General features: G+C 60.8%; 22 protein-coding genes and 1 pseudogene. 14 read left to right on the forward strand and 9 right to left on the reverse strand.

What is annotated here, in order from left to right; all coding sequences use genetic code 11:
• Nucleotides 1–58 precede the first annotated feature (58 nt).
• Genes MFF34_RS02220 through MFF34_RS02240 form a run of 5 tightly spaced genes read left to right on the forward strand, consistent with a single transcriptional unit; the run spans nt 59 to nt 5,124 of the window.
• Nucleotides 59–2,071, forward strand: a complete 2,013-nt coding sequence (locus tag MFF34_RS02220; protein ID WP_238209940.1) for a DUF2849 domain-containing protein — start codon at nt 59–61, stop codon at nt 2,069–2,071.
• Nucleotides 2,058–2,537, forward strand: a complete 480-nt coding sequence (locus MFF34_RS02225) for a DUF934 domain-containing protein (protein ID WP_238209942.1) — start codon at nt 2,058–2,060, stop codon at nt 2,535–2,537. The genes MFF34_RS02220 and MFF34_RS02225 overlap by 14 nt, the downstream gene beginning before the upstream one ends.
• A 2-nt stretch (nt 2,538–2,539) precedes the next feature.
• Nucleotides 2,540–3,958 carry a cytochrome ubiquinol oxidase subunit I gene (locus MFF34_RS02230; protein ID WP_238209944.1) on the forward strand — a complete coding sequence of 473 codons (1,419 nt, stop codon included), beginning with the start codon at nt 2,540–2,542 and terminating at the stop codon, nt 3,956–3,958.
• 18 nt (nt 3,959–3,976) lie between these two features.
• Nucleotides 3,977–4,984, forward strand: a complete 1,008-nt coding sequence (gene cydB, locus MFF34_RS02235; protein WP_238209949.1) for a cytochrome d ubiquinol oxidase subunit II — start codon at nt 3,977–3,979, stop codon at nt 4,982–4,984.
• Complete coding sequence (locus tag MFF34_RS02240) at nt 4,984–5,124, forward strand: DUF2474 domain-containing protein (RefSeq protein ID WP_238209950.1); 141 nt, start codon at nt 4,984–4,986, stop codon at nt 5,122–5,124. The genes cydB and MFF34_RS02240 overlap by 1 nt, the downstream gene beginning before the upstream one ends.
• Here the strand turns inward: MFF34_RS02240 and MFF34_RS02245 are convergent.
• A complete protein-coding gene (locus MFF34_RS02245; RefSeq protein ID WP_238209951.1) occupies nt 5,118–6,038 on the reverse strand; it encodes a LysR family transcriptional regulator in 921 nt (306 codons plus the stop codon). The genes MFF34_RS02240 and MFF34_RS02245 overlap by 7 nt on opposite strands.
• A gap of 192 nt (nt 6,039–6,230) precedes the next feature.
• Here MFF34_RS02245 and mdlC point away from each other — a divergent pair, with 192 nt between their 5' ends.
• The 4 genes from mdlC (at nt 6,231) to MFF34_RS02265 (ending at nt 11,873) form a co-directional block, all read left to right on the forward strand.
• A complete protein-coding gene (mdlC, locus tag MFF34_RS02250) occupies nt 6,231–7,820 on the forward strand; it encodes a benzoylformate decarboxylase (RefSeq protein WP_238209960.1) in 1,590 nt (529 codons plus the stop codon).
• 61 nt (nt 7,821–7,881) lie between these two features.
• Complete coding sequence (locus tag MFF34_RS02255) at nt 7,882–9,216, forward strand: aromatic acid/H+ symport family MFS transporter (protein WP_238209962.1); 1,335 nt, start codon at nt 7,882–7,884, stop codon at nt 9,214–9,216.
• Nucleotides 9,217–9,345: 129 nt separating this feature from the next.
• A complete protein-coding gene (locus MFF34_RS02260; RefSeq protein ID WP_238209964.1) occupies nt 9,346–10,623 on the forward strand; it encodes an OprD family porin in 1,278 nt (425 codons plus the stop codon).
• Nucleotides 10,624–10,898: 275 nt separating this feature from the next.
• Entirely contained in the window at nt 10,899–11,873 is a 975-nt protein-coding gene (locus MFF34_RS02265; protein WP_238209965.1) for a helix-turn-helix domain-containing protein, read from the forward strand.
• Nucleotides 11,874–11,929: 56 nt separating this feature from the next.
• Here MFF34_RS02265 and MFF34_RS02270 read toward each other — a convergent pair whose 3' ends face one another.
• The 3 genes from MFF34_RS02270 to MFF34_RS02280 all read right to left on the reverse strand — a co-directional run bounded on the left by MFF34_RS02270 (nt 11,930) and on the right by MFF34_RS02280 (nt 15,180).
• The gene (locus MFF34_RS02270; protein ID WP_238209967.1) at nt 11,930–13,156 is read right to left on the reverse strand and encodes a nitrate/nitrite transporter; all 1,227 of its coding nucleotides are present in this window, start codon (nt 13,154–13,156) and stop codon (nt 11,930–11,932) included.
• Nucleotides 13,157–13,183: 27 nt separating this feature from the next.
• A complete protein-coding gene (locus MFF34_RS02275; RefSeq protein WP_238209969.1) occupies nt 13,184–14,077 on the reverse strand; it encodes a transporter in 894 nt (297 codons plus the stop codon).
• Nucleotides 14,078–14,160: 83 nt separating this feature from the next.
• Entirely contained in the window at nt 14,161–15,180 is a 1,020-nt protein-coding gene (locus MFF34_RS02280; RefSeq protein ID WP_238209970.1) for a carbon-nitrogen hydrolase family protein, read from the reverse strand.
• Between the two features lie 230 nt (nt 15,181–15,410).
• Between MFF34_RS02280 and MFF34_RS02285 the strand changes: the two genes are divergently transcribed.
• On the forward strand, nt 15,411–16,319 hold the full coding sequence (locus MFF34_RS02285; protein ID WP_238209972.1) for a ketopantoate reductase family protein: 909 nt from the start codon (nt 15,411–15,413) through the stop codon (nt 16,317–16,319).
• Here MFF34_RS02285 and MFF34_RS02290 read toward each other — a convergent pair.
• A complete protein-coding gene (locus MFF34_RS02290) occupies nt 16,316–17,191 on the reverse strand; it encodes a helix-turn-helix domain-containing protein (RefSeq protein WP_374707377.1) in 876 nt (291 codons plus the stop codon). The two genes, MFF34_RS02285 and MFF34_RS02290, sit on opposite strands and share 4 nt — an antisense overlap.
• A 127-nt stretch (nt 17,192–17,318) precedes the next feature.
• Here MFF34_RS02290 and pobA point away from each other — a divergent pair, with 127 nt between their 5' ends.
• The 4 genes and pseudogenes from pobA to MFF34_RS02310 form a co-directional block, all read left to right on the forward strand.
• A complete protein-coding gene (gene pobA, locus MFF34_RS02295) occupies nt 17,319–18,503 on the forward strand; it encodes a 4-hydroxybenzoate 3-monooxygenase (RefSeq protein ID WP_238209976.1) in 1,185 nt (394 codons plus the stop codon).
• 65 nt (nt 18,504–18,568) lie between these two features.
• Nucleotides 18,569–20,044, forward strand: a complete 1,476-nt coding sequence (locus MFF34_RS02300; protein ID WP_238209985.1) for an aldehyde dehydrogenase family protein — start codon at nt 18,569–18,571, stop codon at nt 20,042–20,044.
• Between the two features lie 19 nt (nt 20,045–20,063).
• A complete protein-coding gene (locus tag MFF34_RS02305) occupies nt 20,064–20,846 on the forward strand; it encodes a coniferyl-alcohol dehydrogenase (protein WP_238209988.1) in 783 nt (260 codons plus the stop codon).
• 167 nt (nt 20,847–21,013) lie between these two features.
• Nucleotides 21,014–21,141: pseudogene (locus MFF34_RS02310) on the forward strand (IS3 family transposase); the annotation flags it as partial.
• 441 nt (nt 21,142–21,582) lie between these two features.
• Here the strand turns inward: MFF34_RS02310 and MFF34_RS02315 are convergent.
• The 4 genes from MFF34_RS02315 to MFF34_RS02330 all read right to left on the reverse strand — a co-directional run bounded on the left by MFF34_RS02315 (nt 21,583) and on the right by MFF34_RS02330 (nt 25,253).
• Nucleotides 21,583–22,026: a MarR family winged helix-turn-helix transcriptional regulator gene (locus tag MFF34_RS02315; RefSeq protein ID WP_238209989.1), complete on the reverse strand. Its 444-nt coding sequence runs from the start codon at nt 22,024–22,026 to the stop codon at nt 21,583–21,585.
• Between the two features lie 273 nt (nt 22,027–22,299).
• On the reverse strand, nt 22,300–23,394 hold the full coding sequence (locus tag MFF34_RS02320) for a hypothetical protein (protein WP_238209991.1): 1,095 nt from the start codon (nt 23,392–23,394) through the stop codon (nt 22,300–22,302).
• Complete coding sequence (locus MFF34_RS02325) at nt 23,384–24,745, reverse strand: cytochrome P450 (protein ID WP_238209993.1); 1,362 nt, start codon at nt 24,743–24,745, stop codon at nt 23,384–23,386. Before MFF34_RS02325 ends, MFF34_RS02320 begins: the two co-directional genes overlap by 11 nt.
• 22 nt (nt 24,746–24,767) lie before the next feature.
• Nucleotides 24,768–25,253 (reverse strand): hypothetical protein, encoded by a 486-nt coding sequence (locus MFF34_RS02330; RefSeq protein WP_238209995.1) that lies wholly within the window; start codon nt 25,251–25,253, stop codon nt 24,768–24,770.
• Nucleotides 25,254–25,306 lie beyond the last annotated feature (53 nt).

A 25,306-nucleotide genomic window follows, 5' to 3' on the forward strand; every position in this document is an offset into this window, starting at 1 on the left:
GCAGCGCGGCAGGTTGCAACCATAAGCGCTTACGGGGTGCCAGTCATGGAGATGTTTCATGAGTGACTGCCATCTGATCTGCGCCAATCGCCTCGGCGATGGCGCCGTGGTCTGGCTGGATGCATTGCATGGCTGGGTCGACAGCCTAGAGCACGCCGCCGTTTTCAGCGCCGAGCAGTTGCCGGTTGCGGAGCGCGCTGCCGAGACAGCTGTTCGCGACAATCTGGTAGTCGGGCCACTGCAGTGCCCGGCGTCGCTGGTCAACGGTGTCCCTGAACCGCATAGCCTGCGCGAGCGGTTGCGGGCGCGAGGTCCGTCCGTGCGTACAGACCTGGGTAAACAGGCGCCCGCCGAGCGCTCTATGGCCGAATCACCCAACCAGCGGCCCGCAGTGCCCATGGCTGCAAGCAGAGCCGGGGTTTACCAATACGACCCTGATGAACGCGAGTTTCTCAAGGACCGTGCGCGCCAGTTCGGCCAGCAGGTGGAACGTCGCCTCAGCGGTGAGCTCGATGAAGATGCGTTCAAGGTCTATCGACTGATGAACGGCCTGTATTTGCAACTGCACGGCTACATGCTCCGCGTGGCTATCCCGTATGGCACCTTGAGTGCGGTGCAGTTGCGTCAGCTGGCCTATGTCGCGGACACCTACGACAAGGGCTATGGCCACCTCACCACGCGGCAGAACATCCAGTTCAACTGGCCCAAGCTGGCAGATACCGCCGAAATCCTTTCGGTGCTGGCAGATGCCGATTTGCACTGTATTCAGACCAGCGGCAACTGCATCCGTAACGTCACCACCGACCACTTCGCTGGCGCCGCCGCGGATGAACTTGTCGACCCTCGGGTGCATGCCGAAATCCTGCGCCAGTGGTCCACCGACCATCCCGAGTTCACCTACCTGCCGCGCAAATTCAAGATTGCCATGACCGGCAGCCCGAACGACCGTGCGGCTGTGCGCTTCCATGACATCGGTATCCTGGCGCGACGCAACGAGCAGGGGCAGGTCGGCTTCCAGATCTACGCCGGAGGCGGGCTGGGGCGTACACCGATCGTCGGTACGCTCGTGCGCGAGTGGCTGCCTGAGCGTGAACTGCTGCGTTATGTCGAGGCCATTCTGCGTGTCTACAACGCGCTCGGACGACGTGACAACCTTTACAAGGCGCGCATCAAGATACTGGTGCGGGAGCTCAAGCCTGGCCGTTTCATCGAGATGATCGAAGACGAGTTCGCGCGTCTGCCCAGCGACCGTCAGTATCTGGAGCCAACGATCGTCGAGGCGATCACCGCACGCTTCGTGCAGCCGGCTTTCGAGGTGCTGCCAGAACTGTGCGAGGACTTTATCGAGAGGCGCGCCGAAGACCCGGCGTTCGCCGCTTGGGTGAACAGCAACACCCACCCGCACAAGCGCCGCGGCTACATCAGTGCGGTAGTTTCGCTGAAGCCGCCAGGCGGTATTCCCGGCGATATCAGCGCGCAGGAGATGCTCCAGCTGGCCGACCTTGCCAAAGCGTACTCGCTGAATGAAGTGCGTGTTTCCCACGAGCAGAACCTGGTGTTGCCTCACGTCCGTCAGCGCGACCTCTACACCGTATGGGAGGCGCTTTGCACCATGGGCCTGGCCACCGCCAATGTCGGCTTGCTGTCTGACTCCATTGCCTGTCCAGGCATGGACTACTGCAGCCTGGCGACTGCCCGCTCGGTACCGGTTGCCCAGCGTATCGCGGCGCGTTTCGATGGGCCTCGGCAGCGGGAGATCGGCGAGCTGAAGCTGAATGTGTCGGGTTGCATCAATGCCTGCGCCCACCACCATGTCGCCCATATCGGCATCCTCGGGCTGGACAAGTCAGGACACGAAAACTACCAGATCACCCTGGGCGGCAGCGCCGAAGAAGATGCTGCAGTGGGGACCATTCTGGGTCGCTCTGTGCCCTACGAGCAGGTCCCGGAGGTGATCGAAGCGATCATCGACATCTATCTGAACCTGCGTGAGGCGCACGAGCGCTTCCTCGACACCTATCGGCGTGTCGGTATCGAGCCTTTCAAGGAGGTGCTACGTGATACTCATTGATCGCCATGGCCTGCCGCAGAGTGACACCTGGCACTATCTGGACCGCGACGAAACGCCGTCCTTTTCGCCCAGCACCGTGGTCCATCCGCAGCAGTGGGATGTTTACCACATGCACTTTGGTACGCCGGCCCAAGGCCTGTGGCTGGCTGGCGAGCAGGCGCTCGACCAAGTGCAGGCAATACTCGGCCAGCTGACCCTGATCGTGGTGGAGTTCGCCAAGTCGCGGGATGGCCGCGGCTTCACCCTGGCGCGCCTGCTGCGTGAACGCTACGGCTTCGACGGGGACTTGCGTGCCGCTGGGCCATTGCTGCCGGACCAGTTCGCCATGCTGCTGCAGTGTGGCTTCAGCAGCATTCTGATCCCGCCTGCAAGCCCTGTCGTGCGTTGGCAGCAAGCTGCTGGCGCCATTCACAACGCGCGCCCGCGGACCCTGCTCGAGCGCCTCTCTCAACGTAACGAGGTATAGCCATGTCTGGCCTGACAGCGCTTGAGCTGGCCCGGATACAGTTCGGTTTCACCGTCACTTTTCACATCGTGTTCCCGGCAATCACTATCGGCCTCGCCGCGTTCCTCGCGGTCCTGGAAGGCTTGTGGTTGTGGAAGAAAGACGATGCCTATCTCGACCTCTATCATTTCTGGTCGAAGATATTTGCGGTCAACTTCGCCATGGGCGTGGTGTCCGGGTTGGTCATGGCTTATCAGTTCGGAACCAACTGGAGCTTCTATTCGCAATTCGCTGGCAGCATCACCGGTCCGCTGCTGACCTATGAGGTTCTTACGGCGTTCTTCCTCGAGGCGGGCTTCCTCGGCGTGATGCTGTTTGGCTGGAACAAGGTCGGGCGTGGTTTGCACTTTTTCGCCACGCTCATGGTCGCGCTGGGCACGATGATCTCAGCCACCTGGATTCTGGCCTCCAACAGCTGGATGCAGACCCCTCAGGGCCACGAGGTGATCAATGGGGTGGTGATCCCGGTGGACTGGTTCGCGATCATCTTCAACCCATCCTTCCCCTACCGGCTGGCGCACATGGTGACCGCAGCGATGCTGTCCACGGCGCTGTTCGTTGGAGCGTCTGCGGCTTGGCACCTGCTCAAGGGAAACAAGACCCCCGCCGTCAAACGCATGTTCTCAATGGCGCTGTGGATGCTGCTGTTTACCGCGCCGTTGCAGATATTGATCGGCGATATGCACGGCCTCAACACGCTCAAGCATCAACCGGCGAAGATCGCGGCGATGGAAGGCCACTGGGACAATGTTCCGGGCGAGGGCGTGCCCTTGATCCTGTTCGGGCTGCCCGACATGGAAGCTGAAACTACCCATTACAAAGTGGAAATTCCACGCTTGGCGAGCCTGATCCTGACCCATTCGCTGGATGGTCAGATTCCGGCGCTGAAGGACTTCCCCCGTGAAGACCGACCCAACGCCGCCGTGGTGTTCTGGAGCTTCCGGGTAATGGTCGGCCTGGGTCTGTTGATGGTCCTGCTTGGGGTGTATGGGGCGTGGTTACGCTGGCGCGGGCGCCTGTATCAGTCGCCGCTGCTGGCCCGCTTTGCGCTTTGGATGGGGCCATCGGGGCTGATCGCGTTGCTGGCCGGCTGGTATGTCACCGAGATTGGCCGTCAACCGTGGGTGGTGTACGGGCTGATGCGCACCAAGGATGCAGTTTCAGAGCACTCGGCAATGACATTGTCGGTCGGGCTCGTGGTGCTGGTGGTGATGTACCTGGGCATCTTCGGCACCGGCATCGGTTACATGCTGCGGCTGGTGCGAAGCGGGCCTCAGGGGCATGCGCCACACGCTGGCGAGATTGCCGATAACCAACGGCCCGCTCGCCCGCTGTCGGCCGTGGACGATCCGCTGTACTCCTCACCCAATTCCACACATTGACCGACGGGAGACGTTGTCATGGGTATTGATCTTCCGCTGATCTGGTTTCTGATCATTGGCTTTGGGGTGATGATGTACGTCATCACCGATGGCTTCGATCTGGGAATCGGCATTCTGTTTCCCTTCATCCGCGACCGCGAACACCGCGACACCATGGTCAACACTGTGGCGCCGGTGTGGGACGGCAACGAGACCTGGTTGGTATTGGGGGGCGCCGGGTTGATGGCGGCGTTTCCCAAGGTCTACGCGATTCTCCTCAGCGCACTGTATTTGCCGGCGCTGGGGCTGCTGGTCGGGTTGATCTGGCGTGGCGTGTCATTCGAGTTTCGCTTCAAGGCCGACGAGGCGCACAAGCCGTTCTGGGATCGAGCCTTCATGGCCGGTTCGTTTGCGGCGGCGTTCTTCCAGGGCGTGATCCTGGGTGCGTTCATCGAAGGCCATCGGATCGTTGACGGCGTGGCCACCAATGATGTCATGAGCTGGCTGACGCTGTTCAACGTATTCTGTGGCCTGGGTGTGGTAGTGGCCTACGCGCTGCTCGGTGCGACCTGGCTGGTGTACAAGACTGAAGGGCCGCTGCAGGCCAGCATCATTCGCGCTGCATCGCCGATCACCCTGGCGACAGTATTGACCATGCTGGTAGTGAGCATCTGGACGCCGATGACCCACCCGGCGATCTTCGAGCGCTGGTTCAGCCTGCCGAACTTCTGGTTCTTCCTGCCGGTGCCGGTGCTGGTCATGCTGGCTACCTGGGCGATCCTGCGGTCGCTGCGCGGTGTGCCTCATGCGGGCCCGTTCATCTGGTCGCTGGTGCTGGTCTTTCTCGGCTACACGGGCCTGCTGATCAGCATCTGGCCCTATGTGCTGCCACCGAGCCTGACCATCTGGGAGGCAGCCGGCCCGCCGCAGAGCCTGGGCTTCGCTTTGGTCGGCGCGCTGTTCATCATCCCGTTCATCCTGGGTTATTCAGCCTGGTCATATTACGTTTTCCGCGGCAAGGTCAAAGTTGGCGAGGGGTATCACTGATGAGCAAAGCAGTCTCTTCAAGCCATCTAGGCCGCAAACTGCTGTGGATGGCCGGTATCTGGGCCGCCAGCGTGGTTGCCCTGGGCGCCGTGGCCATGGCGGTGAGGGTGGCGATGTCGTTGGCCGGCATGCATCACTGAGCCGCCCCCGTGTCGCTGCCCAAGGCGATCTGCACCTGACGGACAAACCAGGTCAGTGCGGTGGACTGGGCGCTGCGCGAATGCCAGTACAGGGTGACGTCAAAGGCCGGGACATCGAAGGGCAGCTCGAGCGTTTTGAGCTGCCTAGGCAGTGGCATTTCACAAAAGCTCTGGGCAATCTGGTGGGGCAGGATACCCAGCAGATCGGTGCCCGGAATCAGTCTGGGCAGTACCGAAAAATGCGGCAGACGCAGTTTGATCCAGCGCTCGACGCCGAGGAGCTGCAGCGCGTCTTCAGCCATGCCATGGCCGGAGGTGCGCGTCACCAGCACGTGCGGCTCAGCGAGAAACTGCTGCATGTTGATGGCTTCACCGATACGTGGATGGGCCGCATCGAGCAGCAATACATAGCGCTCTTTCATCAGTACCCGCGAGACCATCCCGGTTTCGTTGAGCTTCCTGCTACAGATGGCTGCGTCGATGTGGCCATCGTTCAGCCAGGTGCCGACCTGGTCGATTTCCAGCGGCACCACTTCAAGTTCGATGTTCGGCGCCAGGGTGCTGAGGTGTTCCATCAGCCGAGGCAACAGGGCCATTTCGCCCAGGTCCGACAGCGCCAGACGGAACTGACGGCGCGAATGGCCGGGTTCGAACTTGCGCGCTTCGCCTACCGCCGAGTCGATGCAGCGCGAGGCTTCCTTGAAGCCGCCATAGAGTTGAGTGGCTAGCCGCGTCGGTTGCATGCCTTGGCGATTACGCACGAACAACGCGTCATCGAATTGCTCCCTGAGTTTTGCCAGGGCATAGCTGACTGATGGCTGAGTGACGAACAAACGTTGCGCAGTGGCCGTCACGCTTTGGGTCTCATAGAGGGTGATGAAGGTGGTGATGAGATTCAGATCGAAGCTGGCCATGATCGAGCGCCTGTTGTTTTTGTTTATCGAAATACACTTCTGCACCGCTGGCAGTGTGACTAGAGCCGAGCAGCGGATTCAAACGCTATCAACATAAGCCATATTTATACAGTGGCTGCAAAACATTTATTTGATCGATTGGAGGTTGCTCCATAGAGTGAAGTTCTCACGACACACGCGGAATTCTGCCTTATGCAAACCATCCACTCCGCGGCTTATACGCTGCTGCGACGCCACGGCATGACCACCATCTTCGGTAACCCGGGCTCCAATGAACTGCCGTTTCTGAAGTCGTTCCCGGAAGATTTTCAGTACGTGCTCGGGCTGCACGAAGGTGCGGTGGTCGGCATGGCCGACGGCTACGCATTGGCTAGCGGTAAACCGGCTTTCGTCAATTTGCACGCAGCAGCGGGCACCGGCAACGGCATGGGCGCACTGACCAACTCCTGGTATTCGCACAGCCCGCTGGTGATCACTGCAGGTCAGCAAGTGCGGCCGATGATCGGTGTCGAGGCCATGCTGGCGAATGTGGATGCGGTGCAACTGCCCAAGCCGCTGGTCAAGTGGAGCTACGAACCTGCCAATGCGCAGGACGTGCCGCGCGCGCTCAGCCAGGCCATTCACTATGCCAACACCACACCAAAAGCACCGGTCTACCTTTCTATCCCTTACGACGACTGGGATGCGCAATGCGCGCCTGGGGTCGAGCATCTGTTCGAGCGCCAGGTGCAAGTCGCTGGCACGCCCGACGTGGCCCAGTTGCAGGCGTTGATCGAGCAGCTGGATAACGCACGTAATCCGGTACTGGTGCTAGGCCCTGAGGTGGACGCCACCCTCAGCAACGCTGCCGCCGTGGCCCTGGCCGACAAACTGCACTTGCCGGTATGGATCGCGCCGTCGGCCTCGCGCTGCCCGTTCCCCACCCGTCACCCAAGCTTCCGTGGCGTGCTTCCGGCAGCCATTGCCGGGATCAGCAAAATACTTCAAGGGCACGACTTGATCGTGGTGGTTGGGGCGCCGGTGTTCCGTTATCACCAGTTTGCGCCAGGCGACTACCTGCCGGCGGGCGCACGCCTGCTGCACATCACGTCCGATCCGCAGGAAGCGGCGCGTGCGCCCATGGGCGACGCATTGATTGGTGACATCGCAGTCGCCCTGCAGGCGCTGGCCGAGGGCGTCACGCCGAATTCGCGAGCTTACCCCGAGCCACTGCCAGTGCCACAGGCGATTGCAGACGAGCCTCGCCATCTGCGTCCAGAGACCTTGTTCGATGTGCTCGATGCAGTGGCACCGGAAGACGCTATCTACGTCAAGGAATCGACTTCGACCACCAGCGCCTTCTGGCAGCGGATGAACCTGCGCCATCCTGGCAGCTATTACTTCCCGGCCGCAGGCGGCCTCGGCTTCGGCTTGCCTGCTGCAGTCGGCGTTCAGCTGGCCCAGCCGCAGCGGCGCGTAGTTGCGCTGATCGGCGATGGCTCGGCCAACTACGGCATCACCGCGTTGTGGACGGCTGCCCAGTACCGCGTGCCGGTGGTGTTCATCATCCTCAAGAACGGCACCTACGGCGCATTGCGCTGGTTCGCCGGAGTGCTCAAGGCCGAAGACGCACCTGGCCTGGACGTTCCGGGCCTAGACTTCTGCGCCATCGCCAAGGGCTACGGTGTCAACGCCGTGCACACCGACACCCGCGCCAGCTTCGAGGCGGCACTGCGCGCCGCGCTGGACGCCAACGAACCTACCGTCATCGAAGTGCCGACGGTCACCATCGAACCTCACTGACGTGCTGCAGGGCCATCGTGGCCCCTTCAACCCACTGACATAAAAACAAGAAGACATGACCATGACTCATAAACCTGCGCTGCACATCGCGGGGGCCGCGCCCCTCGGCAAGCTCCACTACACGCTGCTGTTCTGGTGCTCTTTCATCATGCTGTTCGATGGCTATGACCTGGTCATCTATGGTTCGGTAGTACCGCGCCTGATGGAAGAGTGGGCATTGACCCCTGTGGTTGCCGGTTGGATGGGCAGCGCAGCACTGTTTGGGATGATGTTCGGCGCGGTGGTGGTCGGGCCGCAGGCCGACCGACTCGGGCGCCGCAAGGTGATCATCGGCTCCATGGCCCTGGCCAGCCTGTGCGCCCTCGGCACTGCCTTTACCTGGGATGCACCTAGCTTTGCTTTGCTGCGGTTCATCACCGGCGTAGGTCTGGGCGGCGCAATTCCCAACATCGTGGCATTGATGAATGACCTGGCGCCGACCTCGCGGCGCAGCTCGCTCACCACCATCATGCTCAGCTTCTACTCGATTGGCGCGATGATTTCGGCGCTGGTGGCGATGCTGATCATCCCGCGCTTTGGCTGGGAAGCGACCTTCATCATCGGCGGTGTACCATTGCTGTTCTTGCCTTGGCTGGCGCGCCAACTGCCGGAGTCGCTGCACTATCTGCTGGAGAAAGACCCTGCCGCGGCGAGCGCTCTGCTCAAGCGAATCGATCCGCAGGTGGATACCAGCACCGTCAGCTTCGCCGCACCAATGCGTACCTCATCTGCAGCACCGCTCTCGCGGCTGTTCGCCGAGGGCCGTGGGGGTGGCACGGTGTTCCTGTGGCTGGGCTTTGGCATGTGCATGCTGATGGTCTACGGGCTCAATACCTGGCTGCCGAAAATCATGGTCGCCGGCGGCTTCGAGCTGGGTTCGAGCCTGATGTTCCTGGTTATCCTCAACATCGGCGCTACGGCAGGCGCGTTGGGCGGCGGCTGGCTGGCTGACCGCTGGGGCTGCAAGCCGACCTTGATGCTGTTCTTCCTGCTGGCCGTGGTGTCCTTGTGCACCCTGGGGGTCAAGCCGGGCCCTGTGCTGCTCAACATCATGCTGCTGATCGCGGGTGCTACCACCATCGGTACCCTTGCGGTCATTCATGCCTTCGCTGCCCAGCAGTACCCAAGCGAGATCCGCTCTACCGGCGTTAGCTGGTGCTCGGCAATCGGCCGCTTCGGCGGCGTCGCCGGCCCGATGCTGGGCGGGCTGATGCTGAGCATGAACCTGCCGCTGCAGCTCAACTTCATTCTCTGCGCGGTGCCAGGCGTGATAGCCATCTTCGCCATCGCCATGATTCGCCAGCGCCGCGTCGCAGTACCTACTGCCACCACACCGGCGCTGGATGCGCAGCCTTGAGCTGAGCGCGGCGCCGAGTACACCCAGGGCGAGTTTCGCGCCCACCTTGCCATCTCAGGAATTCCCGCCGCTCAGCCATGAGCGGCGGATGGATCGTGCCGTTCAGAAAACAATAAAAAGGTATCCGGTATGCGTTCTTATGTATCGTGCAGTCGCAGCGTGTGGCTGATTGGTTGTGCCTGCTTTGCCCAATCGTTTGCAGCCAACGCTGACTTCGTCGAGGACAGCACCGTGGCGCTCGTGCTGCGTAATGCTTATATCGACAGGGATTTCAAACAGCACGATGCCGCCAAGTCACGTGTCGGCAGCTGGACGCAGGGCTTCGACCTGCGCTTCTCTTCCGGATATACCGAAGGCCCTCTGCAGTTCGGTGTAGAAACTAGTACACAATGGGCCTATCGCCTTGATGGCGGCGGTGGCCGCGGTCCAGACAGTGTGATCCCGTACGATGCCAGCAAGGGTGAACAGGTGCGCGACTATGGGCGCACTGGAGTCACCGGCAAGGTCAAATACTCGCAGACCGAGCTGCGCGTCGGCGAGTTGCGTCCACGTTTGCCAGTAGCCTACATCGACGATTCGCGGCAACTGGTGACCACGTACCAGGGTGTCATGGTCGAGTCCAAGGAGTGGTCCAACCTTGCGCTGACAGCGGGGCGGATCAACGAGATCGCGACTCGCGAGTCCTCGAACCGGGAAAAGATCTACCTCATGAATGGGGCCAACATCCGGCGCACCAGCGATGGCCTGAACTTCGCCGGTGCTACTTATCAGTTCACCCCGAACCTGTCCGCAACCTACTTTTATGGCCAGCTCGAGGACATCTACCAGCAGCACTATCTGGGCCTTTCCAACCGCTGGGCGCTCTCGGCGGACTACACCCTGCAGACCGAGCTGCGTTACTACCAGAATCGCGAGGACGGCCAGGCGCTGTACGGCGAGATCGATAACAAGAGTTACGGAGCCATGACTACCCTCAAGACCGGTGGGCATGGCTTGGGGGTTGGCTATCAGCGAATGCTGGGCGACAGCGCCTTCCCGCTGTTCAACGGCTATGCGCCACAACCTTACCTGGTCAACTGGTCGACAGTTGGCTTCTTCAAGGCCAACGAGGCGTCTTGGCAACTGCGCTACGACTACGACTTCGCCGCGCTAGGCGTGCCTGGCCTCAAGTTCATGACCCGCTACCTGCGTGGCAGTGGCATCGATCGTGGCAATAACGATCTGGACCAGAATGTCGAAAGCGAGCGTAACTTCGTCATCAGCTACGTGCTGCAAAGCGGTGCGCTCAAGGGCCTTGGCTTTGAATGGCGCAACATTGACGTGAAGACCCGCTACGGCAGCGGCAGGGCGTCGGGTGCCGATTACGATGAAAATCGTCTGATTACGACCTACACCTGGAACTTCTGACTGGGCCGGCGGTGGGCAACGGTATCGGTTTACCAAAGCACACATCTCGGGATTTTCGGTATCAGCGATTGCACCGAGTGTGTGCGGCCTATCGCTCATGCGGACCGGTGTGCAGGGCCATACGTTGAGTACAGCCGGCTGCAAGACCCCACTGTTTGACTGAGCGTCGCATCATTGTTGCCTGAGGCGCCCGTGCGCTTCGAGCTGCGCTGCCAGCCGTTTGCAGCGGAACATTAATTGCAGGTTTTCGTTATGCCATCTTCCAGGTAACCGCTATGACGACTTCCATCTCAACTGCCTGCGTTCCGGCGTCAGAGCTCGGCGGTTTCTGGGACGATATCAGCAGCCGATTCTTCGCCAAGCTTGATTGCCAGCTGGGCGAACTTTCCAGTAACGATGCGCCCGCTGGGTTTGAGGCGCATCTCAAGCACAGTCGCCTAGGCTGCCTTGACCTGATCGACCTTCAGGCAAGTGCGCACAGCGTCGAGCGCCGGGTCAGTGGTGGAAGCGAGCCGCATTATTTCATCCTGAGCCTGATTACGCGTGGCATGTGCGAGCTCACCCAGGACGACCGGCGCTGCACGGTAGGTGCAGGCGAGATTGTCCTTTATGACACCCGCCGCCCGTACAAGGTCGTGCTGCCTCGCGCTTTTCGTATGTGCTCGCTGCGCATTCCCCAAGAAACCATGCGCCTTTACCATCCTGCTGCAGAGCGTGCGGTATCGAAGCCCCTGACCACGGCTCACGCTATCGGCCGGATCATTGGCGGTCTCATGCTGACACTGTTCGAAGAGCAGGAGCATGCTGCCGAAGTGGGTGAAGATGCCATGGCCAGACCGTTGCTGGAAATGCTCTCGCTGGGTGTGCAGTCGTTGGCCAAGGATGAGTCCGACCCGGCTTGCACCCGTCTCGTCCAGTTTCATCTTGAGCGCATCAAGAGCCTGATCGATGCCCATCTGGCCGAGCCACTGCTAAGTGTCGAGTGGATCGCCGAACAACTGAAGATGTCTGTCAGCTCTGTGCACCGGGTATTTTCGGGGCAACCAGTCTCGGCGAGCGAGTACATCTGGGGCAAGCGTCTGGAGTTGTGCCGGATGGCGCTGGCCAACCCTTGCCTGCGTGACCGCAGCATCAGCGACATCGCCTATAACTGGGGCTTCTCCAGCAATGCGCATTTCAGTCGGGCATTCAAACGTCACCTGGGTATGTCTCCCCGCGAATATCGCGCGCGCTCACTGGCCACGAAGTAAACGTCCTGCAGGCCCCGCTCTGTGGGCAATGCCATGCGAGCGGGGCCAGGCCATCATTAAAGCGGAGCGGCATTCTCAGTGACTGCTGCACTGGCTATGGCGCGTGGCGCCGTTTCGATGAACGCGAACGAGACGATGGCGATCGCGGCGAAGGCCACGCCGACAATCATCATCGGATACTGCAGGCCAAATGCATCAGCCAGCCCTCCCGCGACGATAGGCATGAGCACGCCACCGAGCATCTCGCCGATGCAGGTCGGAATGCCCACGGCGCTACCGGTCATGCGCGCGGGCACGGTTTCTGCGGGGATGATCGCCAGAAATATCGGCGCAATGCCGAAGCCGAACACGCCTGCAATGAACAACAACGCGAACATACCGGCCGGGGGCAGCGGGTACAGAGCGAATACCAGCATCAGCGCGCTGTAGGCCGCCGCGCAGACAATCATGATCGGGCGCCGGCCAACACGGTCAGACAGCGCCGGCATAATGATCATGCCGAAGAAACCGCCAAAGCCCCAGCCGGAAACGATCAGGCCAACCGTACTCAGCTCCAGGCCTATGACCTGGGTCAGGTACAGCGCAACGAATGTCGAGAAAACGAACAGGCCCGTCTGGAAGCAGCAGCTGACCACGGTCGCGACCCAGATGTTACGGTAACGCAGCGCCGCGAAGGCGCCATCGCTTGAGACGCCGTGGGCACTTGGCGCCTCCCGTGCGGGCTCACGCATGAACCTGGCCAAACACCAGGCCAGCAATACGCCGGGAACGCCCACCACGATGAAGACCATCTCCCAGGGCATGTAGTTATTGAGCTGAGTGGCGATGATCGGCCCCAGCCCGATCCCCAGTAGCGGGAAGAATGCCTGGTGGATGCCCAGATTGAGGCCTTTTTTCTCGGGTGAGGAGGCGCTGGCAATGGCCGCGACGCTGGTGCTGAACACGCCACCTTCGCCGATGCCCAGCAGCCCTCGGATCACCAGCATGCTGGTGAAACTCTTGGCGATAGCTGTCATCCACGTCATCAGCGAGAAAAACAGCGTCGAATAGATCAGCACCCGCTTGCGCCCGTACTTGTCGGACATGCTGCCCAGTACCCAGGTGGAGATTGCCCAGGTGAACGCCAGCACGGACGCTATGGCGCCGGCCTGCATATTGTTGAGTCCAAGCTCCGGGATGATCACTGGGAACAGATAGAGGACAACAAACCGGTCAAGGCCGACGATCCCGAACAGGACAGCCAGCAGGAGTACCAGCTTCCACTCGTAAGAGAGTTTTTTCATGGTTAGTGCTCACAAAGGAGTGGGGTGTCAGAAGGCGTGTGCGATGCGGATGTTCACCCGGAATTTCTCTTCAGCGCCGTTGACGACATCGAGATCCTGTCCGAACTGGGTCTGTATCTGCAGGGTCGGTTGCAGGAAGTGTTGCCACGTCAGCAGATAGCGCTGGGTGCCGGTCGTGTCGTTCTGGGCCACCCCACCGACATGGGTTTCGCCACCGGTGGTGTGAAACCAGCTGACTCCGAACTGATTCTTCTGGCTGAAGACATAGCGCAGGTGCGTTTGTAGTTCGAAAACATCGTCCTGGCGCAGTGTCTGGCCGAAGAAGTCATCGTTATCGCCGAAGGTGTCGTGCTCCAGCGTTATCTCTGCGTACAGTGTGTTAGGCACAAGCGCCTGCACATAGGCCAGATGAAGCATGCCTTTCCAGCGGTTTTCACCGAGGTTAACTGGAGCGTCGTGGTCATAACTGCCCAGTGGCATGCCGACATATCCGGCGATGGCCAGATAGCGCTCCTGCTTGGGGTCGTTTACCAGCCACAGTGCACTTCCGACCATAGGGTCTGTGGCGCCGCTGACGCTATAGTCCTTGCTGCCGCTCAGGTCGAGATGGCCGAAGGGCAGGATGACTTGTGGCGTGACCGTGAAACCGCCCAAGGTGGTCCAGTGCACAAAGCGAGCGATGCCGATGTCGCTGTCCAGGCCGAAATCTTTGGTCACGGTGCGGCCGTCGACCTTGATGCGGTTGCGTTCGGTGTGCTGGTAATACAGAAGACCCAGCTCGGTTCCGGGCGGCAAGGCGACATAGTCACCGGGGTCCGTTGATAGCACGGCTGCGTCGACGACGTTGCTGTTGGCCAGAGCCAACGCTGTCAGGGCTGCACACAAGGTGGTAAAGACGGTCGTGTCTTTAAGGGCTTTCATGATGTGATTGCTCCAGATATTTATTATTGGCAGTGAGCAAAGGGTGGGGCGCTGGCGGGTCGATTCTTATATGGAGTGCCACCTCAGACGTCTGACTGGACCTCATCAGGATTCTTGATGGGCGTGACTGCGGCGGGTTGCGCGAAGGCACCGAGGTGCATTGGCCGGCGAGGGGTGTTGTCGAGCAGCAGGCGGGTGACATCCGGGCGTGAGTAGTGGCCTACCGGGTCGGCGGCGAGCTTCGCCAGGCTCAGAACAGCCAGGTCGACGTCCGCAAGCAAAAGCCCCTCGCGGTGCTCATCCAGTGGCTCGGCCAAGGGCGCGCCATCAGGCCCGAAGATCCGGGCATGGCCACCGCCGGATGGCAGCAGTCGCTGAGCCTCTTCGTTGTGGCAGAGCAGCTCGATCATCCTGTCGCTTACTACCGAACTGGGCGCCACTACGAAACACTGGCCTTCTACGGCGTAGGTCTGGGTCACGGCCGTGTTGACCTGCGGACCAAGGGCGTAGGCGACTCCGCTGTACAGAGAGAAGCTCGGCCAGGCTGCGATATGCACCTGCTCGTGCTGGGCGAACAACGCATACTTGCTCAGCGGCTGCACATGTTCCCAGCAGCACAGCGAACCGACTTTGCCCAGTGGCGTGTCGATCACGCTCAGGTCACTGCCATCGCCTTCGCCGAAAAGACTGCGCTCTACCAGCGTTGGTTTCAGCTTGCGCCGGGTGCTGAGGGTATTGCCTTGGTCGTCGATCAGCGCTTGGGCCATGTACAGGCTGCCGTCGGATTTTTCGCTGAAGCCGATGGACAGATAGATATGCAGGCGTCTGGCTGCTTCGCACAGGCGCTGGTATTGCGGGCTGTCAATTATCAGCGAGTTATCGTGGTAGCGCTGGATGAACTGCATGGCCCAGGCCGGCGAACCCAGCCAGAGAAAGAATGGATAGCCGGGGAAGAAATTCTCGGGAAAGGCGATCAGGCTGGCACCGGCGCTCGCGGCCTGTTGCATCAGGCCGATAGCCTTCTCGATGGTTGCGTCCAGATCGAGAAATTCAGGTGCGGCCTGAACGGCGGCAACGCGGTACTTGGGGTGAGTGATGGGCATCACAGGCTCCTTGGGGTATGTGCAGCCTCATTCTATGGAGCTGGCCTGCGGCGCTTTTTCCCCTGCGTACCGCCAAAGTTGCCTAGGCGTAGCAAATTCAGGGCACTGCCCCGGGAAGGCGAAACGTTCGCGGTTAAATAAGTGCGGTCTATGGATTTCCTATCAACCATCTATTTGTGAGATATCCGACGAGTTCTTACAGTGTGTCTTTACCCACTCGGAGAACAGCGATGAAGATTGCGATTGTTGGTGCGGGAGCCATGGGCGGTCTGTTTGGCGCCCGTCTGGCATTGGCAGGGCAAGATGTTTCGTTTGTCGAAGCCTCCGACCACGCCATCGAGATCATCAGCCGGCAGGGTCTGCGCTTGGAAGCCCCCGATGTGCAGGCAACCGTGCAGGTCCCGATTGGACGGGCAGCGCAATTTTCTGGCCACGTTGATTTGCTGGTGATCTTCACCAAAGGTTTTCACACCGCAGCGGCGATCGACTCGGTGTGTCATCTGGTCGGGCCCGACACCTGGGCGCTGTCGGTACAGAATGGCCTGGGCAACGCCGAATTGATTGCCGAGGTGGTGCCTGCTGAACGCGTAATCGTCGGCATGACCAACTTTCCTGCCGACCTGGTGGCGCCAGGCGTGGTGCATAGCCATGGCGAAGGCCACGTCAACCTCTGGGCCTATAGCGGCGAAGACAGCCCGGTGGTGCGAGAGGTCTCCGCTGTATTCAGCCAGGCTGGCTTGACCTGCGAGGCCGATCCGCAGGTACAGGTAGCGATCTGGGAAAAGGTTGCCTTCAACGCAGCACTCAACTCGGTGTGTGCCGTTACTCGGCAGACGGTCGGTGCGGTTGGCAGCTCCGAGCAGGGACGCCAGGTATTGGCCAGCATCCTGGCGGAAACAGTGGCCGTTGCCCAGGCGAATGGAATCGCGGTAGATGGCGCGCGAGTCAACGCTGCTGTCGACTACGCCTTGCGCAATCACCAGCAGCACAAACCGTCGATGCTACAGGACCTGGAAGCCGGGCGAAAAACCGAGATTGACTTCATCAATGGGGCAGTAGTGGCGCAGGGCAAGCGCTTGGGCGTGGCGACACCTGTGCTGCTGGCGCTGTACAACCTGGTCAAGGTCAGCGAGGGCTAAACCTCGCGGCGTTGCAGGCGGAACTCCTTGGGCGTCAGCCCAGTGGCGCGCTTGAAGTAGCGCGAGAAGTAAGCCTGCTCGGCAAAGCCCAGGCTGTCGGCTACCTGGCCGATGGTCATGGAGGTGTAGACCAGGTTGCGCTTGGCCTCGAGGATCACCCGTTGGTTGACCAGTTGCAGCGCAGACTGCCCGGCAAGCTGCCGGCACAGCGCATTGAGGTGGGCAGTGCTGACGCCGATCTGCTGGGCGTAGTGCTTGATCTGCTGGTGTTCCCGGAAGTGCTTTTCTATCAGTTGCGCGAGGTGATCGAGGTGCTGCATGCCGCGCTCTCGGGGTTTGGCAATGTGCTGGGCGCGTTCGCGCGAACGCCGCGAAATCCATACCAGCAGGGCGCACAGCAGCGACTGCAACATCAGGTCGCGCTCCGGCCGGCGCAAGGCGTATTCCTCAGTCAACTGGGCGAGCAACTGCTCAAGGTATTCACGGTCATCGCCAGCCCAGTAGCAGTGTGCCTCGGCCATCGGCTTGCCTTCGAGCAACGGCGCAAAGCGGTCGAGTACCGGCTTGGCCAGGCTGATCACGTAGCCCTGGATGTCTTCGGAGAAGCGAAAACCATGAATGCTCATCACCGGAACAATCTGCAGGGCACCGCCGCTCACTTGCTGCTCGACATCTTCGACCAGGACCCGGGCCTGCCCTGCCTGCACGTAGAGCAACTGAGCAAGGTCACCGTGGCGGTGGGTCTTGATTTCCCAATCATGCAAACGGCTGCGCTCAGGAATCGACTCGCAGTGGATAAGGTCCGGCGTAGGCCAGGACGTCTCGCCGTAGAGCTTGAACACCGGGATGCCATTCACAGTCGCCATACGGATATCCTGCAAATCCTCGAAAAGTCCTAAAAATAAAGCAGAAATTGCCTTCTTATAGAACATTTATCTGCGAAAAATACATAACGACTAATCGTAACCCAGAGCCGTCAGGTTCATGAGGATAAGAACAATGAAGACTCAAATTGCTATTGTCGGAGCGGGGCCGTCTGGATTGCTGCTCGGTCAATTGCTGCACAATGCCGGTATCGACAACGTCATCATCGAGCGCCAGAGCCCTGATTATGTCCTCGGCCGGATCCGCGCCGGCGTGCTTGAGCAAGGCATGGTCGATCTGCTGCGCGAGGCGGGTGTTGGTGCGCGCATGGATCAGGAAGGGCTGGTGCACGATGGTTTCGAGCTGGCGTTCAATGGTCGTGTCGAGCACATCAACCTGCGCGAACTGACTGGCGGCAAGACGGTGATGATCTACGGCCAGACCGAGGTTACCCGTGACCTCATGCAGGCTCGCCGGCAAAGCGGTGCGCCAACTTACTACGACGCCAGCGATGTGCAACTGCACGAGTTGAAGGGCGAAAAACCCTACGTCACTTTCCTCCAGGACGGTAAACAGGTGCGCATCGACTGCGACCTGATCGCGGGCTGCGATGGCTATCACGGCGTTTCGCGCAAATCGATCCCGGATGGCGTGCTCAAGGAATTCGAGCGGGTGTATCCCTTTGGCTGGCTGGGCGTACTGGCCGATACGCCGCCGGTCAACGAAGAACTGATCTATGCCAGCCATGAGCGCGGCTTCGCCCTGTGCAGCATGCGCTCGCCCACCCGCACGCATTACTACGTGCAGGTCGCCAGCGATGAAAAGGTCGAGGACTGGTCGGATCAGCGCTTCTGGGACGAACTCAGGAGCCGCTTGCCTGAAGCCGTTGCTGCCAAGTTGATCACCGGCCCCTCCATCGAAAAAAGCATCGCGCCGCTGCGCAGCTTCGTGGTCGAGCCAATGCAGTATGGCCACCTGTTCTTGGTCGGGGATGCCGCCCACATCGTCCCGCCTACCGGCGCCAAAGGCTTGAACCTGGCCGCCAGCGACGTCAGCACCCTTTACCGAATTCTGCTCAAGTACTACCGCGAAGGCCGCCAGGACCTGCTCGAGCGTTACTCGCAGATCTGCCTGCGCCGAGTCTGGAAAGCCGAACGCTTCTCCTGGTGGATGACCTCAGTGTTGCATCAATTCCCCGGCACCGACGCCTTCAGCCAACGTATGCAGCAGACCGAGCTGGAATACTTCGTGAGCTCCGAAGCCGGCCGTAAAACGATTGCGGAAAACTATGTTGGCTTGCCGTACGAGCCAGTGGAGTGAAACCCCTTGCGCTGTGATCAACGACTCATCGAACGATGAGCGCTATTCCAATACAGAGGTAACTCATGACTCACCTTGCCACGCAATTCCCAGTCTTCACTCAACAGTTCATTGCCGGTCAATGGCGCGACGGCCGTGACGGCAGTGTACTGCAGGTGACCAACCCGTTCGATGGCAGCCAGTTGGCACAAATTGTCCAGGCTGATCGCGACGACCTTGACGAAGCCTATCGCAAAGCCGCGCAAGCGCAGGTGCAGTGGGCCGCCACCGGCCCTGCCGAGCGGGCAGCAGTGATGCATCGCGTGGTGCAGTTGTTCGATGAGCACCGCGAAGCGATGATCGACTGGATAATTCGCGAGTCGGGCAGTACCCGCATCAAGGCGCAGATCGAATGGGGCGCGGCGCGCAGCATTACCTTGGAGTCGGCCTCGTTCCCAGCGCGGGTTCACGGCCGCCTGTTGCCGTCCAACGTGCCTGGCAAGGAAAATCGCGTATACCGTGAGGCGCTTGGCGTTGTTGGCGTGATCAGCCCATGGAACTTCCCTCTGCATTTGTCGCAGCGCTCCGTGGCGCCTGCCTTGGCCTTGGGTAACGCTGTAGTGATCAAGCCTGCCAGCGACACGCCGGTCACCGGCGGTCTGCTCCTGGCCAGTCTGTACGAAGCGGCCGGGCTGCCGGCAGGGCTAATCAGCGTCGTGGTCGGCGCCGGATCGAAAATCGGCAATGCGTTTGTCGAGCATGAGGTGCCCAAGTTCATCTCTTTCACAGGCTCTACGCCAGTCGGGCTGAACATCGGCCGCCTAGCCTCGGGCGGGCAGCACCTCAAGCATGTGGCGCTGGAACTGGGTGGCAACAGCCCTTTCGTGGTCCTGGCTGATGCCGACCTGGAACAAGCAACAGGCGCTGCGGTGATGGGCAAGTTCCTTCATCAGGGCCAGATCTGCATGGCGATCAACCGGATCATCGTTGAAGACGCGATTTACGATGAATTTGTCGCGGGTTATGCCAAGAAAGTAAAGGCGTTGAAAGTCGGCAACCCGCATGACGCTGACACAGTGATCGGGCCAATTATCAATGCCAAGCAATTGCAAGGTCTGCTGGAAAAGATTACGCGAGCCAAGCAGGAGGGTGCCCGGACCGTAGTCGAAGGCGAGGTTCAAGGGCAATTGTTGGCGCCGCATGTGTTCGCGGATGTCACCAAGGATATGGAGATCGCCCGCGAGGAGATCTTTGGCCCTCTGGTCGGGATTCAGCGTGCACGTGATGAAGCCCATGCTCTGGAGCTGGCCAACGACAGCGAATTTGGCTTGTCCAGCGCTGTGTTTAGTGGCGATCTGGAACGTGCTGTGCGCTTCGCTCGCAAGGTCAAGGCCGGCATGACTCATGTCAACGATATCCCGGTGAATGACGAGGCGCATGCGCCATTTGGTGGCGAGAAGAACTCCGGCCTTGGCCGTTTCAATGGCGACTGGGCCATCGAGGAGTTCACTACCGATCATTGGGTTAGCGTGCAAGCCAGCCCGCGCCGCTATCCATTCTGAGGCCAACCGGAGAACGATCATGCTGAACGGTAAAGTGCTGGTCATCACAGGTGTGTCCTCAGGCATCGGCGAAGAAACCGCCCGGCTTGCGCGCGCCCAGGGTGCCCACGTGATCGGCGTCGACATCAACCGCCCCACAGTCGAGGTCGACCGCTTCATCCAGGCCGACCTGTCCTCCCAGGCCTCGATCGACTCACTGCTCGGGCAACTGCCCGATGGCATTGACGGCTTGGCCAACATCGCTGGCTTGGCACCGACGCAAAATGCCGAGCTGGTGCTCAAGGTCAATCTGGTCGGCCTCAAGTATCTTACGCTGGGGATGTTGCCGCGCCTCGCCGACAATGCCTCCATCGTCAACTTGGCCTCGCTCGCGGGCGTGGGCTGGCCACAGTCGATCGCTGCGATCAACGACAGTGAACACCTGAGTTTCTCTGGCGCAGCGGCGTTCTGTGCTCGCCATGAGATCGTCGGCGCGCGCAGCTATTTCTTCTCCAAGGAAGCGCTGATCGCCTGGACCCTGCAGCAGCGCTGGACCTGGCGCGACCGCGGCATTCGCATGAATGCCGTCAGCCCAGGCCCGGTAGACACACCGATCCTCAAGGACTTCATCGAAACCCTCGGTGCCCGCGCCGAAGAGGACATGAAAACCATGGATCGACCTGGCCACGCTTCCGACATTGCGCCGGTAGTGGCCTTCCTGCTCAGTGACGGATCACGCTGGATGCGCGGTACCAATGTGGCGGTCGATGGCGGTATGCATTCGCATATTCTGGCCTGCAGTAACGGCTTACAAACTACTTAGTGGAGGTATCCCGACGAAGCCCCACGTTTAGGGCTCCGTTGAATTTTGTGCTGGTATGAGCTGCGCTGGCACATGGGACTCCTTACGTTAACAACGATGGTGTACACGAATTTTTTTGTGGACACCATCGCCCTTAGCTTGGCATCTGAAGCTGGAATCGCTGGATGCTGCTTGAGGTCTTGGGAGAGCGCCGTTTGCAACTGCTGCCTAAGCGGGCCTATCACAGGACAGCACAAAGCTTTTATCGCTTCTACCGCCATCCACCTTACTCAAGCCCGACCCAAGCCAAGTCATTCTGACAAATCTCTTCAAAGATCCTATGACTCGTCGGCTGATCCGCCGCCGGGTATCTTGCATGCACCTGAAAGGAGCGTCGTTTCTGGCTGCGACAGATTTAATTCTCTAGCGAATCTGATCGCGTAGGCATTTGTCGCTCTCGCGACAGTTTTGCGTTTCCTCTAAACGAGGCTGCAAACCACAAAATTCGTGGCCTGGCTGCGACAGTTTTAATTCTCTAAATCCAAAAGCTGTCACAAAAGAATAAAGTTTGTCACAAGCCCTTGCCCCGACCGTACATCGGGGCAGGAGCAGGTATGGCAAATCAGGGTCAGAATGTTTGAAACCGCTGTGACTTGTGCCTCTGTAATCAGTGCGGAATAGGCCAGGGGCTGCAGCACCGGTACTGCAAGCTCATGATGTGCTAATGCAAGCAAGGCGTTGCCGCTTGAAACAGACTTCAGCCGTCTTCGCCGATCAGCACGCGGATCTGGTCGACCACCTTCATCAAAGCGACCTTGTCTTCTTTGGGGATGGCTTTGGATAGCTGCTTATCCGCCACCACCATGGCCGTGTGCACTTGGCTGCGCAGTTGCTCGCCCTCGTCGGTTAGGTAAACCAGAGTTTGGCGGCGATTCTGCGGCGCCACTTCGCGGCGCACCAGGCCGCTGACCTCCATGCGCTTGAGTAGGCCGGATACGGCCGACATCTCGATTTCGAGCTGATGCGCGATCTCGCCGACCAAGATGCCTTCATTGGTTTTGCACAGTTCCAGCAGGTAGCTCTGCTGGGCAGAGATGCCCTCAGGCAGGTACCTGCGATAGAACTCGGAGATGCCTCTCCAGCCACGATAGAAGTTGAAACAAAACAGACTGCGTAATACCGGTTCAGCGTTGCTTGCCACTGTTCAAGACCTCTGGATGCTATAGGCGACTAGGCTCTGTAGGAAAAGCCTTGATACTCGTTCATGCGGCGTTGTAAACAGCCCCGGAATGCTCACGTCCTCCAGGACACTCCGCTTCCTTGACTGTTTTCGCCTTGCCTGACCTTCGTCGCAAGACATTTTGGACAGAGCCTAAGCAAGGCGCGCAATAGGTTTCACGCCGCGCAGACCATCCTGGTGAAGCGGCTTTGACGTGCAGGGCATACGTACTGTCGCAGGGAGTAACGGATAGGTTCAAAACGCATAGGATAGCCCAACAGAGAGATACCTTGCGCGGTGCATTCCTCCACCGTTGAGCAGCATGCTGAGCTGTTCGTCGATGCGCCGACTGCCCTGGATCTTCAGGCCCATGCGACCACTAGGATGATCGCGGATGGCCGAGATCAGCAAGTTGCTGTCTTCGCTGTCGTTGGCCAGCCAGCGCACGCCGAGCATTTCCCCGCAGGCCGCGACAAGGCTATGGCAGCGGCTGTCGACCAGATGCTCCATTAACAGGGAAAGGTCGCTGGCGCCGCCGAACGCCGATGGCCAGGTGTATTCGAAACCGGCCACTGCGGCCTGATCGCTGCCGCGCTCGCTGTCCTGCAACAGGGCCTCGAGCTTGAGCAGCCAGGCCCCCAGGGTGACCTGGCCATCGAAGGCGGCACGCTGCACGCGCGCATAGGGGTCGCCATGGGGCTCGGCCTGACGCCCGCCGTACGGCTCGCGCGCCGGGCCCTGGAACAGGCTCAGGCCCAGGTCGGCCGGCCCGGCCACCTGGCTTGCGCGCAGAGCGAAACCGGGAACGCCGTCGCAGCGCAGAGCCGATACCAGTCTGTCGTCGTAGGCCGCGTCATCTCCGGGCGTAACCATCAGCGTGGTTTGCCGCTCGCGGTGGCAGGGCAGGGCGAATAGCGTGACGGTGCGTCCGGGCTGGCGATAGCCGAGCGCGACCATGGGCTGTGACAGGCGCACATCGCCATCAGGGTCGAAGCGCTGGTCGAGCTGGTTGACCACATCCACCAGGTGGCGCGATTCGGTAACACCCCAGAACACGCGACTGGCGCCAGCACGCAGCTGCCAGGGACCACTGTCGTAGGTGATGGAAAGCTCGCGCAGGTCGGCGGCGTCGTAGCGTGGCAGGCCAGCCATCTGCAACTCGACCTCCATGTCCAGCATGAGCCCGGGAGCCAGCACCTCCTGGCGATCCCACTTGTACTGCAGGCCAGCGAAGCTGCGACGAGCGGCCTCGTAGCCGTTGCCCTGTACGGTCAGTTTGGCGTGTCCCGGCGCGCCCTGGGCGAGCGCGCAGCACAGCCAGCCTAGCAGCCCGCAGGCGCTAGACCGCAACGGCCGTCGCACGTCTGGCTTCGCGTCTGGTCAATGTCACCTTCAGGCCATCACGGGTACGCAGCACGAAGGCCGGCTCGATCTGCGGGACGTGGTCGGTGGCCGGGGCGAGCTCGAAATGCCCCAGGGCATGGCGCACGATCGCCTTGAGCTGCAAGTGGGCCAAGCCGATGCCGATGCACTTCATGCGTCCGCCACCAAAAGGGAAGTAGGCGTACTTCGGGCGCTCGGGAGCGTGCGCGGCGAAGTGCTCGGGGTTGAACTGCAATGGCGTTGCCCAGTAGCGCGGGTCGCGGTGGGTGACCCAGGGGCTGGTGATAATGTTGGTGCCTGCCGGAATGCGCTGGCCGCCGAGCACGCAGCTGGCCTTGGCCTTGCGGTCCACCAGCCAGAGTGGCGGCGACAGCCGCATCGATTCGTTGAAGCACTGCTCCAGCAGCGGCGCGTCTTTAAGATCCAGGCGCGGTTCCTGGCCAGGCCTGGCCAATTCGCCGGCGACCCTGCTCTGCCACTGCAGATGGTTGGCCAGGTCGTTGAGCGTCCACATCATGGCGCTGGCGACAGTGTCGAAACCGGCCAGGAACACACCCATGATTTCGCGCAGAATACGCGCGTCCTGCAGGGCATGGCCACGCTCGTCGCGGTAGCTGATCAGGTCGCCGAGAAAGCCACCGTCCTGGCTGCCCTGGCGTTGGCGCTGTTCGTCGATGATTTCCAGCAGCACATCGGCGATCAGGCTCGCGGCACGGTGCAGGCGTCGGTTGTTGGGGGTCGGCAGCCAGTCGGGTACCGGCATGGCGGCCGACAGGCGGATGTTCATGTAGTAAAGGCTCTGCGTCCAGCCATCGGCGATTCGCGCGATCGCCTGCGCGTCGATGCGCCGACCGAACAGGAAGTGGGTCAGCACGTCCATGGCGTATGCGACCATCTGCGCTTGCAGGTCCAGGGGCGTGCCGGTCTGCAGATGGTGCTGCCAGCCGGCGACGCGTTCGGCGGCGAGATCATCGACCACCTGGGCCAGGGCGCGCAGGCGTGGTAGCGCGAACGAGGGCATCACGGCCTTGCGCTGCTCCTTCCACTGATCACCGTCGGCAATGATCATGCTGCCGCCAGCCAGCGGCTCGAAGGCCTTGGCGATATCGCTGCGGCCGAAGTTGTCGCTGTGGAAGATCGTAGCCAGGTCATGAGGGTCGAAGGCCAGGCAGAAGGCCATGCCGAAACCGACCGGCAGGCGCACCAGCGGCCCATGGCGCTGGCGGCACTCGTCCAGCAGTGCCAGCGGGCGCTCACGGAACTGCTGGGCGCACCCAAAGAGAACATGCCCGCGAGGGCCTGGGGCGAAAGCCATCATGTCATCGTCCTTGATTGCGGCTTCAGGCGGCCTTGATCGGCGCCATGGCAAAGGCACCGCCGAACACGGCGCTGGAGGTTGCGGTGCGTTGACGGTAGTCGTCGTCCTGCATCAGCTGGCCAACGGTTTCCGGGCTTGGGAAGTCGATGATCTCGAAGCCATCGAAGGGCCAGTGCTCGCCGCGCTCGGTCACGGCGCTGAGCACCACCGCTGCACCGTGGCGGGCCAGCGCCGGTTCGCGGTCGTTGACGTAGCAGGTCAGGGCCGATTGATGCTCGGCGGTGTCGCGCTCGTGGAACTGGAATACCACCAGCATCTTTTGACCCGCAGGGCTGTTCCAGCGCGCCAGGTCCTGTTTTACCTGCGTCACGGCCAGGCCTGCGTCAGCGTTGCCGAGCTGCAGGCGGCGCACGTCAAGCTCGCCGAACAGCGGTTGAGCGACCAGGCCGTCCAGCATGCTGCTGGCAATGGCCTGTGTTTCGGTGGAATAGCTGACGGTCAACTTCATGTATCGCTCCTTGCGAGGGGAAAGTGAGGGAAGAAAGTTACAAGTCAAAAGTT

The sequence above is a fragment of the Pseudomonas sp. PAGU 2196 genome, from assembly GCF_022179005.1.
Classification (GTDB): Bacteria; Pseudomonadota; Gammaproteobacteria; order Pseudomonadales; family Pseudomonadaceae; genus Aquipseudomonas; species Aquipseudomonas kermanshahensis.